General features: G+C 41.0%; 26 protein-coding genes. 7 read left to right on the forward strand and 19 right to left on the reverse strand.

Annotation, left to right across the window (positions count from 1 at the left end; genetic code table 11):
- Positions 1-5: 5 nt before the first annotated feature.
- On the reverse strand, positions 6-1,319 hold the full coding sequence (locus AC5WOE_RS09460) for a DNA-packaging protein (protein WP_496051089.1): 1,314 nt from the start codon (positions 1,317-1,319) through the stop codon (positions 6-8).
- 127 nt (positions 1,320-1,446) lie between these two features.
- Here AC5WOE_RS09460 and AC5WOE_RS09465 point away from each other — a divergent pair, with 127 nt between their 5' ends.
- The 3 genes from AC5WOE_RS09465 (at position 1,447) to AC5WOE_RS09475 (ending at position 2,975) form a co-directional block, all read left to right on the forward strand.
- Complete coding sequence (locus tag AC5WOE_RS09465) at positions 1,447-1,827, forward strand: hypothetical protein (RefSeq protein ID WP_496051088.1); 381 nt, start codon at positions 1,447-1,449, stop codon at positions 1,825-1,827.
- A 147-nt stretch (positions 1,828-1,974) separates the two neighbouring features.
- Positions 1,975-2,370, forward strand: a complete 396-nt coding sequence (locus AC5WOE_RS09470; RefSeq protein WP_496051087.1) for a hypothetical protein — start codon at positions 1,975-1,977, stop codon at positions 2,368-2,370.
- A gap of 206 nt (positions 2,371-2,576) precedes the next feature.
- Positions 2,577-2,975 carry a hypothetical protein gene (locus AC5WOE_RS09475; RefSeq protein ID WP_496051086.1) on the forward strand — a complete coding sequence of 133 codons (399 nt, stop codon included), beginning with the start codon at positions 2,577-2,579 and terminating at the stop codon, positions 2,973-2,975.
- Between the two features lie 153 nt (positions 2,976-3,128).
- On the opposite strand, the gene AC5WOE_RS09480 is transcribed toward AC5WOE_RS09475, so the two are convergent.
- Positions 3,129-3,611, reverse strand: coding sequence for a GNAT family N-acetyltransferase (locus tag AC5WOE_RS09480; RefSeq protein ID WP_496051085.1), 483 nt, complete (start codon positions 3,609-3,611; stop codon positions 3,129-3,131).
- Between the two features lie 202 nt (positions 3,612-3,813).
- Between AC5WOE_RS09480 and AC5WOE_RS09485 the strand changes: the two genes are divergently transcribed.
- Entirely contained in the window at positions 3,814-4,011 is a 198-nt protein-coding gene (locus AC5WOE_RS09485; protein ID WP_496051084.1) for a hypothetical protein, read from the forward strand.
- A 30-nt stretch (positions 4,012-4,041) separates the two neighbouring features.
- Here the strand turns inward: AC5WOE_RS09485 and AC5WOE_RS09490 are convergent, their stop codons facing one another.
- Together AC5WOE_RS09490 and AC5WOE_RS09495 are read right to left on the reverse strand one after the other, a co-directional pair.
- Positions 4,042-4,476, reverse strand: a complete 435-nt coding sequence (locus AC5WOE_RS09490; RefSeq protein ID WP_496051083.1) for a hypothetical protein — start codon at positions 4,474-4,476, stop codon at positions 4,042-4,044.
- Positions 4,463-5,662 carry a site-specific DNA-methyltransferase gene (locus AC5WOE_RS09495; RefSeq protein WP_496052500.1) on the reverse strand — a complete coding sequence of 400 codons (1,200 nt, stop codon included), beginning with the start codon at positions 5,660-5,662 and terminating at the stop codon, positions 4,463-4,465. The genes AC5WOE_RS09490 and AC5WOE_RS09495 overlap by 14 nt, the downstream gene beginning before the upstream one ends.
- 267 nt (positions 5,663-5,929) lie before the next feature.
- Here AC5WOE_RS09495 and AC5WOE_RS09500 point away from each other — a divergent pair, with 267 nt between their 5' ends.
- The 3 genes from AC5WOE_RS09500 (at position 5,930) to arsC (ending at position 7,790) form a co-directional block, all read left to right on the forward strand.
- A complete protein-coding gene (locus AC5WOE_RS09500) occupies positions 5,930-6,256 on the forward strand; it encodes an ArsR/SmtB family transcription factor (RefSeq protein WP_496051081.1) in 327 nt (108 codons plus the stop codon).
- A gap of 63 nt (positions 6,257-6,319) precedes the next feature.
- On the forward strand, positions 6,320-7,375 hold the full coding sequence (gene arsB, locus AC5WOE_RS09505) for an ACR3 family arsenite efflux transporter (RefSeq protein ID WP_496051119.1): 1,056 nt from the start codon (positions 6,320-6,322) through the stop codon (positions 7,373-7,375).
- A complete protein-coding gene (gene arsC, locus AC5WOE_RS09510; protein ID WP_496051080.1) occupies positions 7,368-7,790 on the forward strand; it encodes an arsenate reductase (thioredoxin) in 423 nt (140 codons plus the stop codon). The genes arsB and arsC overlap by 8 nt, the downstream gene beginning before the upstream one ends.
- Positions 7,791-7,859: 69 nt before the next feature.
- Here the strand turns inward: arsC and AC5WOE_RS09515 are convergent, their stop codons facing one another.
- From AC5WOE_RS09515 to AC5WOE_RS09585, 15 genes are all read right to left on the reverse strand, one after another.
- Entirely contained in the window at positions 7,860-8,057 is a 198-nt protein-coding gene (locus tag AC5WOE_RS09515) for a hypothetical protein (protein ID WP_496051079.1), read from the reverse strand.
- A gap of 164 nt (positions 8,058-8,221) precedes the next feature.
- Positions 8,222-8,518, reverse strand: a complete 297-nt coding sequence (locus tag AC5WOE_RS09520; RefSeq protein ID WP_496052476.1) for an ArsI/CadI family heavy metal resistance metalloenzyme — start codon at positions 8,516-8,518, stop codon at positions 8,222-8,224.
- Positions 8,519-8,590: 72 nt separating this feature from the next.
- Positions 8,591-9,037 (reverse strand): MarR family winged helix-turn-helix transcriptional regulator, encoded by a 447-nt coding sequence (locus tag AC5WOE_RS09525; RefSeq protein WP_496052477.1) that lies wholly within the window; start codon positions 9,035-9,037, stop codon positions 8,591-8,593.
- 127 nt (positions 9,038-9,164) lie between these two features.
- Complete coding sequence (locus AC5WOE_RS09530) at positions 9,165-10,217, reverse strand: flavin-containing monooxygenase (protein WP_496052478.1); 1,053 nt, start codon at positions 10,215-10,217, stop codon at positions 9,165-9,167.
- 77 nt (positions 10,218-10,294) lie between these two features.
- Complete coding sequence (locus AC5WOE_RS09535; RefSeq protein ID WP_496052479.1) at positions 10,295-10,579, reverse strand: ArsR/SmtB family transcription factor; 285 nt, start codon at positions 10,577-10,579, stop codon at positions 10,295-10,297.
- Positions 10,580-10,698: 119 nt separating this feature from the next.
- On the reverse strand, positions 10,699-11,019 hold the full coding sequence (locus tag AC5WOE_RS09540) for an ArpU family phage packaging/lysis transcriptional regulator (RefSeq protein WP_496052480.1): 321 nt from the start codon (positions 11,017-11,019) through the stop codon (positions 10,699-10,701).
- Between the two features lie 276 nt (positions 11,020-11,295).
- Complete coding sequence (locus tag AC5WOE_RS09545; RefSeq protein WP_496052501.1) at positions 11,296-11,604, reverse strand: RusA family crossover junction endodeoxyribonuclease; 309 nt, start codon at positions 11,602-11,604, stop codon at positions 11,296-11,298.
- On the reverse strand, positions 11,549-11,917 hold the full coding sequence (locus AC5WOE_RS09550) for a hypothetical protein (protein ID WP_496052481.1): 369 nt from the start codon (positions 11,915-11,917) through the stop codon (positions 11,549-11,551). The genes AC5WOE_RS09545 and AC5WOE_RS09550 overlap by 56 nt, the downstream gene beginning before the upstream one ends.
- Positions 11,918-11,957: 40 nt before the next feature.
- Positions 11,958-12,770: a DnaA ATPase domain-containing protein gene (locus AC5WOE_RS09555; protein WP_496052482.1), complete on the reverse strand. Its 813-nt coding sequence runs from the start codon at positions 12,768-12,770 to the stop codon at positions 11,958-11,960.
- Positions 12,685-13,053: a hypothetical protein gene (locus tag AC5WOE_RS09560; RefSeq protein WP_496052483.1), complete on the reverse strand. Its 369-nt coding sequence runs from the start codon at positions 13,051-13,053 to the stop codon at positions 12,685-12,687. Before AC5WOE_RS09560 ends, AC5WOE_RS09555 begins: the two co-directional genes overlap by 86 nt.
- Before the next feature lie 76 nt (positions 13,054-13,129).
- Complete coding sequence (locus AC5WOE_RS09565; RefSeq protein ID WP_496052484.1) at positions 13,130-13,489, reverse strand: hypothetical protein; 360 nt, start codon at positions 13,487-13,489, stop codon at positions 13,130-13,132.
- Positions 13,490-13,529: 40 nt separating this feature from the next.
- Entirely contained in the window at positions 13,530-13,721 is a 192-nt protein-coding gene (locus AC5WOE_RS09570; RefSeq protein WP_496052485.1) for a hypothetical protein, read from the reverse strand.
- Positions 13,722-13,797: 76 nt separating this feature from the next.
- A complete protein-coding gene (locus AC5WOE_RS09575) occupies positions 13,798-13,986 on the reverse strand; it encodes a hypothetical protein (protein WP_496052486.1) in 189 nt (62 codons plus the stop codon).
- Entirely contained in the window at positions 13,987-14,820 is an 834-nt protein-coding gene (locus AC5WOE_RS09580) for a hypothetical protein (RefSeq protein ID WP_496052487.1), read from the reverse strand.
- A 69-nt stretch (positions 14,821-14,889) separates the two neighbouring features.
- The coding region (locus AC5WOE_RS09585; protein ID WP_496052488.1) for a hypothetical protein at positions 14,890-15,097 on the reverse strand (208 nt) is incomplete at its 5' end.

The following is a 15,097-nucleotide window of genomic DNA, read 5'->3' on the forward strand; positions in this document are numbered from 1 at the left end:
ACCTCCTAGACCACTCTTGCTTTCACCGTTGGTTTGTCCTTCTTTAACATCAATTCCGTTAATGCCCAAACTAGTGCATCCATTCGGTCAGGGGACTGCATCTGACTCGGAGCCCATGTACACATCTGATCTTCTAGTGTCCCGAAGCTTCCTACATGATGCACCTTCCCTTGCTCATACAAAGCAGCAATCGGTTCTGCTCTTGTGAGTTTCCCTCTACTGGCATGTACCTTTTTGTAGGACACTGTTTTGTCTACAGTTCGGATCGTATGCTCCACCATATCCCCACCGTTGTTGATCTCTGCGACTATCCGATCCGCTTCGTAGTTATAGTAGGCAGTAACTGCTGTTCGTGCCCAACCATCCGGAGAAGCATGCAGAGAAAGATCATCTAAGACATAGGCATGTCCATCCACCCCTTTGCCAACTACTACAATGCCCGTTTCATCCGATTCCTCATTTTCCGTTGCAGCTGGATCGATTCCAATGATGACTCGTATCAACTCTGGATGTTCTCCCACCCGTGTATCCTCCAGCATTTGACGCTTCCACAAAGCTCCTGGCACATCGTCCAAGATCTCCGCATACAACTCCTGTCTTCCCAAACGAGTTCCTTCATACTTGGTCACGATTTGTTCCAAGAAGGCAGGAGCTAGGTTTACTGCGTTATCAAACGTTGAACCCTTGGTTACCGCTGTTGTCTGTGCTTTTACAAGCGACTGCACCACAGGGATCGGCTTGGGTGTGGTGGTGACGACTACCCTTGGGTTTGTACCTAACCGAAGTCCAAACATAAGCATGTCCCATGTCTCTTGCGGATACTTCCACGCTGCAAGTTCATCCGCCCATGCCAGTTCGTGCTGCGGTCCCCGTAGTTGATCCGGATGTGCACCAGAGTAGATAGTAGCAATCGCTCCATTCGGCCATGTAATCCTGCGCTTCGAAGGCTCATACTTCGGCATAAACCAAGGCGGGCTGATTGTTAAGATGCCACTCTCTCCTTGAATCATGACATCCCTTGCATCTGCTGGTGTAGGCGCAACGAGAGCCACTCGTGTGGCTTTCTCTGTCCTGATTTGCTCGATGATATACTCTGCCCCTGTTCTGGTTTTTCCAAAGCCACGTCCGGCTAGTAAGAGCCATGTCCGCCAGTTTCCCTTTGGAGGAAGTTGATTAGGTCGAGCCCAAAATCCCCATTGATACAAAAGGGCATTTGCTTCCTCGTTGGATAATGCATCCAACAGTTGCCTCCGTTCGTCCTCCAGAAGCTGGCTCACTTGCATCGCTATGGATTCGTTTTCCGTTCTTGATAGCTCCATATTCATCACACTTTGCAGACAAATTTTATTAAGGAATATTTTCTCATAATTGGTTGATTAAGCCGAAACACAGAGGTAATCTGTGTGTGCCTAAGCGATAGGCAAACACACACCTAGGAGGAACACCATGAAAACACGAGTAAAACTATTCCCCAGTAAAGTAGAAGCGTACCACTTCATGTACTACAACAAACAACAATTCGTCGTAATTGTAAATGAAGATTTCCAATACTGCGCAGCCGAACCAAGACACGCGAGAAGATTAATAGCAGAGGAAGATTACCTTATCGATATCGAATCGGAAGGGGAGAAAATCACCCGAGACGATTTGAATTTACTCGGTCCCATTTACCGATTTCGCCATTTGGAGTATGCGGTAAATGCCCAAAACCTCGACCACCTTCCTACGAATATTCTCGTAGGAGATGACAACCACTATTGGCTCCTACTCCCCGCAGATAGCAAAAAACTATTTGAGATGGGCTACGAGATACCGAACTATTTATAAAGGAATGCTCGGTAAAAACCGAGCTTTTTTTTGTTTTACGTCTAAATTTTATTAAGGAATATTTTTATAATTTTGGTTACTTCATCCTTTAAACAGAGCTAATGTGTTCATGCAAGCAAAGAACGCCTACATCAGGAGGAACACACCATGAATATTGCACACCAAGTAAGAGACATTTTGAAGCAAGCTACCATCAAAAATTACAACAACACCAAGGAACAGATTCACGAACTAGGTTCGAAACTTAATGAGCAAATTTTTGAATACCGAATTGAAAATCCCCACGAATTTACCAAACGATTCAGCCCTATGGTGGAAAGACGAAAGAAACAAGCAATGAAATATGACAGATACCTCATCGGGGACGGCATCAGCATTCGAATCGAAACGTTTGAAGACGAATGCGAAAAAGGATATAACCTTTACGTCATGCCTTACCAAACCGGAAACACCTTTGAAGGACTTTTCTTCACCTACGAAGCTGATCCAATAGCTGTAAACATACTTTTACAAGCCTTGCTCCATCCCAACTTTAAACTATAACTCCCCTTCCAAAGGGAGCCCGACTAGATCGGGTTTTCCTTGTGATCACCAATGGATAATACTGTGTAATTCTCCGCCAGTCTCCATTCCACTTTCGTTCCAAATTCATTAAGGAAATATTTGATAAAATAGTTGATTAATCCCAAAATCAGAGCTAATGTGTTCATGCAAGCGAAGAACACTTACATCTAGGAGGATTACATCAAATGGAATTAGTAAAAAACCTGCGGAACACTTTTCAAGAATGGAGCTACGCCGAACAAAAGGGAATGGAGCCCAAACAAATTCACGCCATTGGCTCCAAACTAAAAACCATAGTAGGAGAACTAGACGGTATCCTCTACCAATACGCAGTCGATAACGAAGAAGAAGCGAAAAAACGAATCAGCCCAACGATTGAACGATACATAGCCGAAGGAAAAGCTATAACTGGACCAGATATCAAGGTGACTGTTCAACCAGCGACAGGGCTTGGTATCGGATACACGATCACCGCTTCCCTAAGCTGGAACGACGACTATCGATGGGGCGTAACTTGGACGAACAACCCCTTGCATCTAAACTTACTGATACAAGCCTTAAGCAAGCCTAACTTTTCCCTGTAGAACGCATGGCATGCAAAGAAACCCGATTAGGTCGGGTTTTCCTCGTGAGTATCCTTGGACAATCGTGGGATTCCTCTATCTAATTTCCATCAAAATTCTGTTCAAACTTCATTAAGGAATTATTTGATAAATAAGAAAGAAAATGATCTCAAGTCATTCTTGTAAGCTACTATTTTGCTTTGTGGATTTTTCGTATACCTTCATCGATCTGCCGCTAACACAACCATATGCTTCCGTTGTATGAGTCCAGCCATATTTTTCGTAATAACCCTCTAGATCAGTAGTTAAATAAAGTTTCTGATATCCTTTTTTATAAGTCTCTTGAAGGGCATGTTTAAGAAGATAGGAACCAATTTTTTTCCCTCTATGCTCCGGATCGACGTATAAACAAGCAAACCAGGGGGATAAATCTTGACGACTGTTGAGATCGTTTCTTAATAATGCGTAAGTGCCAATGATAGATTCGTTCAGCAGTGCAACGTAAAATCTTGGGATTTCATCTGTAGTCCGGCATGAATGAAGTATACAATCTTGATAAAATTTGTAGTTTTGCTCATTCCCCCATTGCTCCCAAAATATTCTAACGGTTTCATCTAAAAAATCTTTTCTTTGGCTTATTTCAAGTATCTCGATCATTTCTCATCCTTTACATATAAAGAACTTTTCAAACTTTAATATAGCACAAACTGGATAATCATGGTGGCCTCTTCATTCATCTCCATCTCTATTTCGTTCAAACTTCGTTAAGGAATTATTTGATAAATTAGTTGATTACTACCAATAACAGAGCTATGATGTCAATGCCAAAAGGCACACGACAACTAGGGGGAATACAACCATGACAACCAATCAGAAACCTGTAGCGAAATTAATCGGAGCAAACGGAAATATCTTCAACCTCATCGGACTTGCCAGCCAAGCACTAAGAAGAGCAGGGCAACAGGAACAAGCCAATAAAATGGCAAAAGAGGTGATGGCTTGCGGAAACTACCACGAAGCACTAGCAACCATCACCAACTATGTAGAAGTAGAATAAATTCCCTTCTATCCAACAAGGGGGCCCGACCTAGATCGGGTTTTCCTCGTCGTGGCTCGTCTTTTTCTGAACGATGGCATTGATTTTTTCAAGTAGCTGTTGCTTGGAGTTGGTAATTTCCACAGGCTTGCCGTCTTTGCCTGTAACTTCGTGCTGTGTCTTCCTGCCCCAACGAGCCGGGTACTTTCGCTCTAGCCGCCACGCAGCCGCCTGCCAGTTCTCTTTTGCCGCTTGTGCAATGAGTGCGACATCCCGCATTTCAGCTTCTGCCATTGCTTTTTCTACTGCGTTGGAAAACTGTTTATACTTTCCTCTTTTCTCTCTTGCACCACGTTTTAACCAATCATATAGTGTCGTTTTATTAATTCCTGCATAAGCAGATGCTGTCTCGATATAGTTACCCATCCGAAGAGAGTCCACTATCTTCTGTTGTATTTCTGGCGTTAATTTTTCAGGTCTCGCCACCTTCTTTCACCGCTTTCTGATTCGTATACTCCTCCCACCTTTTCACAATCACATCACAGTAGATTGGGTCTAGTTCAATCCCATAACAGACTCGGTTTGTTTGTTCCGCTGCCATCAAGGTAGAACCGGAACCAAGAAAAGGATCAAGAATAATGTCTCCTTGTTTGGAGGAGTTTTGTATTGCCTTTGCAGGAATACCAATGGGTTTCATCGTCGGGTGATCTTTGTTCCGAGATGGTCTATCGATATTCCAAAGCGTGGTTTGCTTTCGATCCCCATGCCATTGGTGACTTGCACCGGGCTTCCATCCATAGAGGATAGGCTCATGTTGCCAATGATAATCTTGCCTACCGAGAACCATCGCATTTTTCGCCCAAATGATGCATTGTTTTAACTCCCAACCTGCATCTACCATCGCAGTGCGAAAGTTGATTCCTTCGCTATCTGCGTGACAAATATAAATACCGCCACCTAGCTGAGTGACGGCAATCATATTGGTAAAGGCATCATATAGAAATTGATAGAACTGACTATTGTTCATTTTATCGTTTTGAATTTTAAGAGCTTCCTTTGTTTTTCCTGTATAATCGACATTATAAGGTGGATCAGTAAAGACCATGTCTACCACTTGATTCTTCACTAATCGTTGGAAAGTTTCTGTAAAAGTTGCATCACCACAAATAAGACGATGATTGCCAAGTACCCAGATATCTCCCTTTTGAGTGATGGGTTCTTCTATACTTTCTAACTCTTCCTTTACATCAAAGTCATCTTCTTCTGGATCAGCTTCAACAAAGAATTGCGTCATCAAATCCTCAATTTCATCGTGATCGAATCCGGTCAACTCTACATCAAAGTCACCTACATCTAACTCTTCCAGTAAATCTTTTAATCTTAATAGATCCCAGTCACCACTAATCTTGTTAAGAGCAATGTTAAGAGCTTTTTCTTTCTGTTCATCTAGATCCACAACAGAACATTCTACTTCGGATAACCCTTGATCTATTAAAATCTTAAACCGCTGATGTCCACCTACTAAATGACCAGTGCGTTTGTTCCAGACAAGTGGCTCTACATAGCCAAACTCCTGAATAGAGCGTTGGAGTTTTTGATATTCCACATCGTTTGGTTTTAGGTCAATCCTTGGGTTATAGGGTGCTGGATTAATTTGTTCTATTAGTATAATTTAGATATGCATATTATTCCTCTCCCTGAAACATAAAAAAGTGGGCATTACCCCACAAGAGATAAGTCGATTAGCAGAAAAATAGACTACTCCAATTACTATATTAGTAACTATCTAAAGGAATTTGGTGACAAAATAATGCCAGAAAGTTGCCATCTAAGACCTTTCCAATGGATATTCAAATATTTCAATATCGTAATGTTATGATTTAAAATCATTTTGACAAATATATAAGCATATGCTTATATATGAATGAGGTGATGAACCATGTTAGAACTGGAGCAGTTAGCAGAATGTCATAAAGTCCTTGGAGATAAGACTCGTTTACACATCCTTTCCTTACTAAAAGAAGAGGAGCTATGTGTCTGTGAGATTGTAGAAATCCTCCAAATTAGTCAACCTGCTGTTTCTCAACACATGAGGAAACTCAAAACAGCAAAGTTGGTGAAGGAACGTCGAAATGGACAATGGGTTTTTTATTCCTTGGATGGTAGCAGCTATCCCTTTTTTGAATCGATTTTAGGAACACTTCCAGACATGCAGAAGGAAATCGAGGAACTAAAGAAAAAGGGACTTCGTGTTCTTTGTAACTAAACTGCAATTATCGCCTATATTCATCTATTTTGATGGAAAGGTTGTGACCCGATGAGTGGAGTGATGAGAAGACTTTCGTTCTTGGATCGCTATTTAACACTCTGGATTTTTCTTGCAATGGGCATTGGAATTGGAGCAGGTTCACTTTTTCCAAGTATGATAAAAAGCCTAACCCAATATCAGGCTGGAACTACCTCTATTCCCATTGCTATTGGTTTGATTTTGATGATGTATCCTCCTCTAGCAAAAGTTCGATATGAAGAACTGTGGCAAGTTTTTCGCAACGTGCGAATTCTCGGTTTATCACTTGTTCAAAACTGGGTAATTGGTCCGATCCTTATGTTTGCCCTAGCTCTTATCTTTTTACGAGATAAACCCGAATACATGGTAGGTTTGATTTTAATTGGCTTAGCACGATGTATTGCAATGGTCATTGTTTGGAATGAATTAGCAAAGGGAAACCGAGAATATGCAGCAGGGTTAGTTGCCTTTAACTCCGTATTTCAAATTCTCTTTTATTCTGTTTATGCTTATTTGTTCCTTACGATTTTTCCTACTTGGCTTGGACTTAAAGGGCAAACTGTTTATATCACAATGGGGCAAGTAGCCGAAAGTGTATTAATTTACCTTGGTATTCCCTTCGTTGCTGGAATGATCACTCGATTTAGTCTAGTAAAAGCAAAGGATCGAGAATGGTATGAAAAAAGTTTTATTCCCATGATCAGTCCCATTACCTTGATCGCTCTCCTCTTTACCATCTTTGTCATGTTCTCTCTAAAAGGAAATCAGCTTCTACAATTGCCATTGGATGTTCTCCAAATCGCTGTCCCCTTACTGATTTATTTTGTCATCATGTTCTTTATCTCTTTTTATATGGGAAAAAAGGCGGGAGCAGATTATTCACAAACTGTTTCTCTTTCTTTTACAGCAGCAAGTAACAACTTTGAATTGGCGATTGCAGTTGCTATTGGAGTATTTGGGATTAACTCCGGAGCTGCCTTTGCAGCGGTTATTGGGCCATTGGTAGAAGTACCTGTTCTTATTGGTTTGGTGAACGTTGCATTTTGGTTTCGAAAGAAATACTTTCAAGTACCATCAAGGAGGGTTATCGATGAGTAAAAAGAAAATCATTTACTTCCTTTGCACAGGAAACTCTTGCAGAAGTCAGATCGCAGAAGGATTTGGAAAGAATTATTTAGGAGATGAATTCGAAGTATATAGTGCAGGCATTGAAGCACATGGACTAAATCCAAAAGCAGTTGAAGTCATGGCGGAAAAAGGAATTGATATCTCCAAACAGACTTCAGATATCATTGATCCTGAGTTACTAAATAAAGCGGATTATGTCATCACACTTTGCGGAGATGCCAATGATAAATGCCCGATGACTCCCCCACATGTACAACGAGATCATTGGGGATTTGATGATCCAGCAAGAGCACAAGGAACAGAAGAAGAAAAATGGGCTGTCTTCAAACGAGTACGGGATGAAATCGAAGCTCGTATTCAACAGTTTGCTAAATCCAAGAAATAAGCAAAGAGTCACTTCCTTCTATAGGAGTGACTCTCTTTTATGTTTATAGATATCTCATTCACTTTCTATTTAGTTGGCACAGCATACCTGATCCATGCAACAAACTTCCTCTTGTAAAACGGTCGGTCGATGAAAAAAGGATTGAATTCTCCCGAATAAAGAGGTATGTCCATTTTGTTTGATCATAGAGGATCGATTACATAAATCTTGGCGCATTTCTTCCTGTTTGATTTTCGTTAGTTGTTCGATTTCATAGAAACTTTGCATGGTAGATGCCACTCCCCTATTCATATGTGCATTCTTTATGATTGGCAGCAAGAAGAACTTGTTTCTTTGGTGTTTTTTACATCATCGTTGTGGTCTACGTCTTCGTGAACCGTAAATACCTCCCAACGATGACCATCTGGACTGGTGACCCAGATTTTATCTTGTCAGGCATAACAACAGTTGGTATTCATCTCATCAAAAGTCGCTAAGTTTGCTTGTTGAAGTCTTTCTTTGGCTTTTAAAACATCTTCTGTCGAGGATACTTGAATACCCAAGTGATTTAAGCCACCAGAAATTTCACCGCCTTCATTTAATGTGAAGTTGAGTGCAGGTTGTTCCAGATCAAACTTCGCATAGCCAGGTTTCACTTTCACAGGTTCGTCACCAAATAAATTAGTATAGAAGAGTACGGATTGATCCAAATTTCTTACGTTTAGAGCAACATGGGGTTTTAAAATCATCGGGAACACTCCTATTATTTTTAGAATGGAAATTTAGTTGCAAAATGCAAATATTAGATAAAAGACTAGGCATTATCCAATTGGATTGCAGAACTTCTTCGATTTTGCCATGCTTGCATTTAAGAGTTTGATCGAGCGGAGAACCATATCTTTCTCTTCCTCGCTCATATAACCAAAAACTTCTTCCAAATACTGATTCATTTCTTGATCAATCAGGGTGGCAATAAAAGTTCCTTCTGTAGTAAGGGAAAGAATACTTACTCTTCGATCATCTGGAGAGGGTGTCTTTTTCACTAATTTCCTTTTGACGAGAGATTGGACCTGTCTGCTAAAGGTAGTGATATCCATCCCTAATATCTCTGCTATTTGTTGCATCGATGGTTGATGCTGACGATCAATTTCGTAAAGGATATGACTTTGCGTAAGAGAAAGGTCTGTGTCTCCAACGCTACAACAGTTTTTGTCTAAAAAGCCAAAACGACGAGTCATGATGTGAATCAATTCACGCACGTTCTCCACCAGATCACCACCTCTCAACGCAGATTTTTCAAGCGTTTATTTGCAAATTGCAAGTAATTTATTTGTCTATATCCTACATCTCCCCTTCTCCTCTGTCAACAACTTTTTGAAATAATTTTATTCGATCTTACCGATTGAGAAGCGACTTGGCTTTTTGGATCACATATTTTGCATCCTTTCCTACCCCGCGAAGCGTAGCAGAAGCAAACGACCTTTGCCCATTTAGTCCAACAAAATACAGCCCTTCCACATGAGTACTCACTCCATTTTGTTGAATGGGATTCCCTTGGGAGTCCAAAGCTTTTGGAAGTGATTTTAAATATGCAACATTAGGACGATACCCTGTACCAAAGATAACAGCGTCTATCTTTTCTGCTGTGCCATCTTTCCACCTCACTCCCTCCTCTGTGAATGTTACAAACATCTCTCTTCTGTCCGGTTTTTGATTATGGATTGCCTCTTGATACATTCCTGTATCGAGTACCGAAACTTTAGTTTCCAATCCTTTTGCAAGTGAGAAACGATCTAAGCCTGATACCGTTAACCAAAAATGTACGTCTTTTCCCAAAATTCGCTGTGGACTAAAAGAGATGGGTTTCCGAGTAGCAATGGAGACCTGTGCAACTTGTGCCAGTTCATATGCAATCTGAACTGCTGAGTTCCCACCTCCAACCACTACCACTCGTTGATTTTGGAATTCGTCTACCTTTCGATAGTGGCAGGAGTGTAATACCCTCCCTTTATATTGTTCTTTTCCTTGAATGTTTGGTAGAAAGGGATGAGAAAAAGCTCCAGTTGCTGCAATTACTGTTTTCGCTAAGAATTGATTCCCAGATTCGGTTTCGATTTGAAACAGGTTGTTCTTTTTTTCAACCCTCTTCACTTTTTCTCCGGTTCGAATAAGAAAGTGAAAATGTTTCGCATAATCGGTTAAATAAGTTACCACTTCTTCCTTTGTAGGATATCGATCAGGATCACCCGGAAAGGCATACTCTGGAAACGAAGAATATCTGGCAGGTGAAAATAGAGTTAAACTGTCGTAATAGTTCGGCCATGATCCTGCTGTTTGCTTACTAGCTTCGAGAACCAAATAATCGATATTTCTCCTTTGTAAATGATAGGCAGAAGCAAGTCCTGCTTGTCCAGCACCTATGACAATCGAATCTAATATTTTTTCCATTCAAATAACCCTTTCTTATATCGTTTTTCAACGATATGTTTATCAAAAAAGAAGAACCTATCGGCTTGTATCTATATTCATTTGCAACAATCCGAGATGATAGAAGTAAAACGCTGTAAGAGCTTCATCACATTCGATTTGTTAGGAAAATAATATACTTCTTTCCCTTCCTTCCGTGAAAGCAATATCCCAGCTCTCTTTAAAATCGCTAATTGTTCGGAAGCAGTGGATTGACCTATCCCGATTCGTTCAGCCACTTCATTTACTGTCACTTCTCCTTGCTGTAAGAATAAAAACATCATCTCTTGCCTTTTTTCGCTGGCTAATGCTTTAAGGAACAAATGAATTTCTTCGTCTAACATGATATCCCTCCCTTCATTATATCGTTAAATAACGATATAATGAAGTGTAATTTAAACACCGTTGTTTTGTCAACAAAATAAAAAAAGAGAGGACTTTCCTCTCAACAAAAGTAATCATATTAGATAAGATTCAAAAGAATCGCTAGCTTATAAAGTGCATTCTTTTTTATCCGATAGTAACTTCTCTTACTCCATCCCAATTGCTCATGTATAATTTCATCACTAAAAGCATTTAAATTAAAATATCGTTTTTCAATTAACTTTTTCTCATCCATGCTTAACACTTGTAATGCTTGTTCTTTTTTTTTTACTTTCATTTGTTTTTCTGCTCGTCGAATGCCATATTGCTCTGTCGAGGATACGTACTCACTATAAGCTTTTCCAATTCGTTCTCCCTTAAATGTTGTACAGGATGGATAAAGATAAGGTTCATCTTCCACTATAGATTTCTTAAAATCGGATATTCTCTTAGTATACGTTCTACTATTTTCTTGTAAGACGGTTTCCGATATCGTATGATTATAAGTTTGCTATCCATCCTTTTAACACCTCTCTCATCTTTATTTTCTGTCAATAGACCAACCAAAGCGTTTCACACATCGCTTGAATGGGCAAGATTTCTCTAGAGAAAGCCAAATACATCCTTTGCAATAATGCTTTGCTACTTTGACCTTCATGATTACCATCTCAATTATTTCGTCTAGTTGTTCAATATACTAATTTGCTTGTTGCAAGGTGAGTTCTACTCGTTGTTCCTCTATGTTTGCTACACGATGCTTCTGAATCTGGAGATAGGTTACTTGGCTGTCATCGTCATAACAGATCCTGTTGCATCCATCTAGTAAACTTTTAGCGATATTGTCAATGTCCATCCTGCGTTTTCCTCTTAGGTAGACTTGAATTTCTACTTGTATATCTCCCCTTAATTTTTGAGAGGTGGCGAGCTCAGCCCGCCATTTCACTTCCTCTTTATATGCTAAATACCGTTTTGCTTGTGGATTGATCCATTTGCTTTTTTGTGTCATTCTCACTGCTGGAACGGCTCTCCCCGGTACAGTGAACTGAATTTTGCTTGGCTTCTCCAAATACACCACCTGCGCGTTTGTGTATAGTTCCTCTTCTCCCTCGATCTATGGCTAAAATCAATACTTCATCTGGATCACGTCCAAAGCTCTCTGCAATGTTCCAAAGGCTAATCCCTTCTCTCCATAGGCTTTCAAACTGTACGACTTCGCGTTCATCCCTTGTGAAATCCAGTTCCTCCAAGGCAAGGTATACTTTTCGAGATTGCTTTCGACAGTGAGTGCGTTCTAACTGCCTGATCAAAGCGGTACTCATGTGCGAGTCCCTTCCACCCGATAATCAGAACCCTTTACTTTCACAAAGTAATCTTTCGCCATACTGTAAAGCCGAGAAAAAGCTGCTTCGCCAATCCTCTCTGACATAGTAAGTTCATCTTCGTTGGAGGAAAAAAGAATCGGTTTCCTTTGTCGGTATCGTTCGTTGATAATGCGGTAGTAAAGCTCTTCTTTTGCTTCTGTGTATTTGCTTTTCCGATATCATCCCAGACCAGAACTTCGGCCTCGATTACTCCACCCAAAAGGCGATAAAATACAGCACCTTCATCGTTATATCGCTTGGATTGAGCAAGATCGTGCATGAATACTACATCGGAAATACATAGAACAGCATGTCCCTGTTGTAAAAGCTCCTTTGCGATCGCGATCTGAAGATGGGTTTTCCCTAGTCCATAGCTGTTGTATTTTTGGATCAGGGTGGCTCGCTGTTTGAGGTCGGGGATACGCTTAATCTGCGTTTCCCCTACTTCTGCAACCATCCCCATACTATTTTGACGTCCTTGTTGGATCTTAGGGAAATTCTCCACATACCGTTTCGCCGTTTGGAATAATTCACGCTGGATAGGTGAGGTTACTTGGTAATTATCCAAACGTGCCTCCTCGAACTCTTCTGGGATCAATGCGTTTTGTATCCTTCGGTGAAGCTGTTTTTGCTTTGCACAAAGACATGGCGTAGCTGCCCAAGGATTTTGAGGATCAATGATCCATTCCTGATCTTTGCAAATAAGGCAGTCATAGGCTGAATGCTCATGTTCGGGCATACTTGCCAAATTGGATGACCACTCCATCCTCACTCTCTTGATCCGCTCCTGTATCGTTGCTAGATTTCCCATACTGCGCTCCTCCTTGGTGGTTCATCCATTCCTCCACTTTGCCTCCATCTCGGCAAATGAAGATGATATCTGCATAGAATTTATTCGCGTCATTTTGCCCACAGTGGAAGGGAGATTTCCGGATATTGCTGATCGCAAGGGATATCTCCTCCACGGAGTACCCTTCCTGCAGACGGGCTTGTATGGCTTTTTTGCGTTTGGGTGTAAGGGTCAGCTTTCGAGGAAAGAAACTCCCAAACACCTGCACATAGTGATTCCAAATTTGCTCCACTTGCGTAGCCAAGAGAAGAGACTTTTCTTTTTGTTGTTTTTCTTTTTCAGTTTCGTTTGGTTTGGTTTTGTTTGGTTTATTTAATGTCCTACTCAGCGGCTTTTTCTGTGCCTGCTGGTGTGCCTACTCCTGTGCTCACTTCTGTGCCTACTTTTTGATAGTCACTCATTAAGAAAGGAATAATCTTGTAGGACCCTGCTTGATTGGAACGACCTTTTTTGTACTGAATTCTTCCCTGCTGAATCAAAGAACTTCTTGCATTCTCCAATCCGCCTCTGGACAATCCAGTCATTAGCTGAAGCGTTTGATTGGGCGTAGAGAACCATTCTTGCCACCCAGTCCAGTTGTTGATCGACATTAAGGTGTACCACAATGCAACTTGACCTATAGAAGGACGGTTCAACATGCTCCAATCCCGAAACGCATTCAACTCTTTGATGTAGTTCATTCTGTTCGGCCTTTCTTTTCTATATAGGGAAAGGGCGAAATTATCGCCCCTCTAATTCATCTGCATACACCAAACCCATGCAATCTGTTTTGTACACTTTACGACTTTGGTAAAGGAAAACTTCCAGAATGGTACATTCCAATCCAGAATCAATCACGATCTGATCCCCAACTTGGAGCTTTTCCATGCCTTTTGTTTTGGTTTCACTGAATCGAACGGCAAACTTCCTCATGATGCTCTCCCTCATTTTCTCTCGGATTGATCAAACTGATGAACAGTTTTTCGACTTTGGGCGGCACACTAGCCGCCTAGATGTTGATTTTAGTTCGGGTCTTCTCTATGGTTTGCTCCATCATTCTCACTGTTTGTTCTATGGACTGTCGCGTCTCGTAAACCGTCCAGCCATATGTCCATACTTGCTTGATTTTCCTCATATAGTGATCGAGATCAGCTAGATCATGTTCGAGGGACTCTTCCACCAAATAACGTTCTGCCATCTAGATCAACTCCCCCGTTTCCATGTCTACAGCGAGGTTCTGATCGTCGAATGTATCCTCTATGGTACTCTCTACCTGTTCTACTGCTTTCACCATTTCTATCAGCTCTGGATATTTTGCTTCTTTTAAAAGGTTTATCAAATCACTCGCCTCTTGTTTGGTTAACTCCTGTGTGCTTTCTTTTTTCGTTTGGAATCGGCTCACCTTTTTCACTTCATCTTTCGTTAAGCCTTTTTCTTTCCCAATGGCGAAGATGGCTTTCCGCTGATTGGTGGTAGCTTGTCCCATCAACGGATAGTTTGTTTTGGTGCCACTTTCTTGTAGTAAGAAATCCCCATCTCCAATGTTGATCTCTTCTGCACTCACATCTCCAAAACCAACCAAGTCCAATATAGCCCGGTTCTTTGCTCGTGTAACAGCATGGGATCGAACATTGTGGATCGTGCGAAGTCTTTTTGCTTTTAGCGGATCTTCAGCAGTTTTCTCATCATAGGAGCAGGCTCCATCGCCTTCTTGAAATGCTCCTGTCCCAAGGTGTACTGCTCTTGCCTTTGCTAACCAAGCAATCACTTGTCTGTTCTCATCGTGAAAAGGCATAACCTCTATAATCTCGCAGGATACATTGAAAAATCGCTGTACTTTCCGGACAAAGCTTTTTTTTGGATGTTTTTTGTTTCCAATTTGTTGGAAGTCATCCGGATTTCCTAATCGAAGTTTTAACTCTTGATAAAGTTCGAACTGCTCAATCGCCTGTTCAATTGAACCTGCTGGAGTTATCATTCCATTGGATGGCATAACCTCTGAATTGATTAGTTGCATGGGTAAGCTATTCAATTTTTGCTCTCCTTATTTGCCTATAGACCATCGTCCGTGATATCCTATAAACATCTCAAAGTTTTTTTACTAAAGCTCGCTCTGATCCAGCGGGCTTTTTTGCTGTCTAGCGATGGGATCATACTGACCAATGCCGAGTACATTTGGTAAATCAGGTAGTAAGCGAAGTACTTTTAGGACTTCTGCCGGATTGCCTCTTAGATGGACATGTACCTTTGCTACGCCATCTTCCACAAAACCTGTGATTTTTCGAATACCCTTTATCTCCAACTCATCA

Source organism: Shimazuella sp. NTD248 (genome assembly GCF_059510395.1).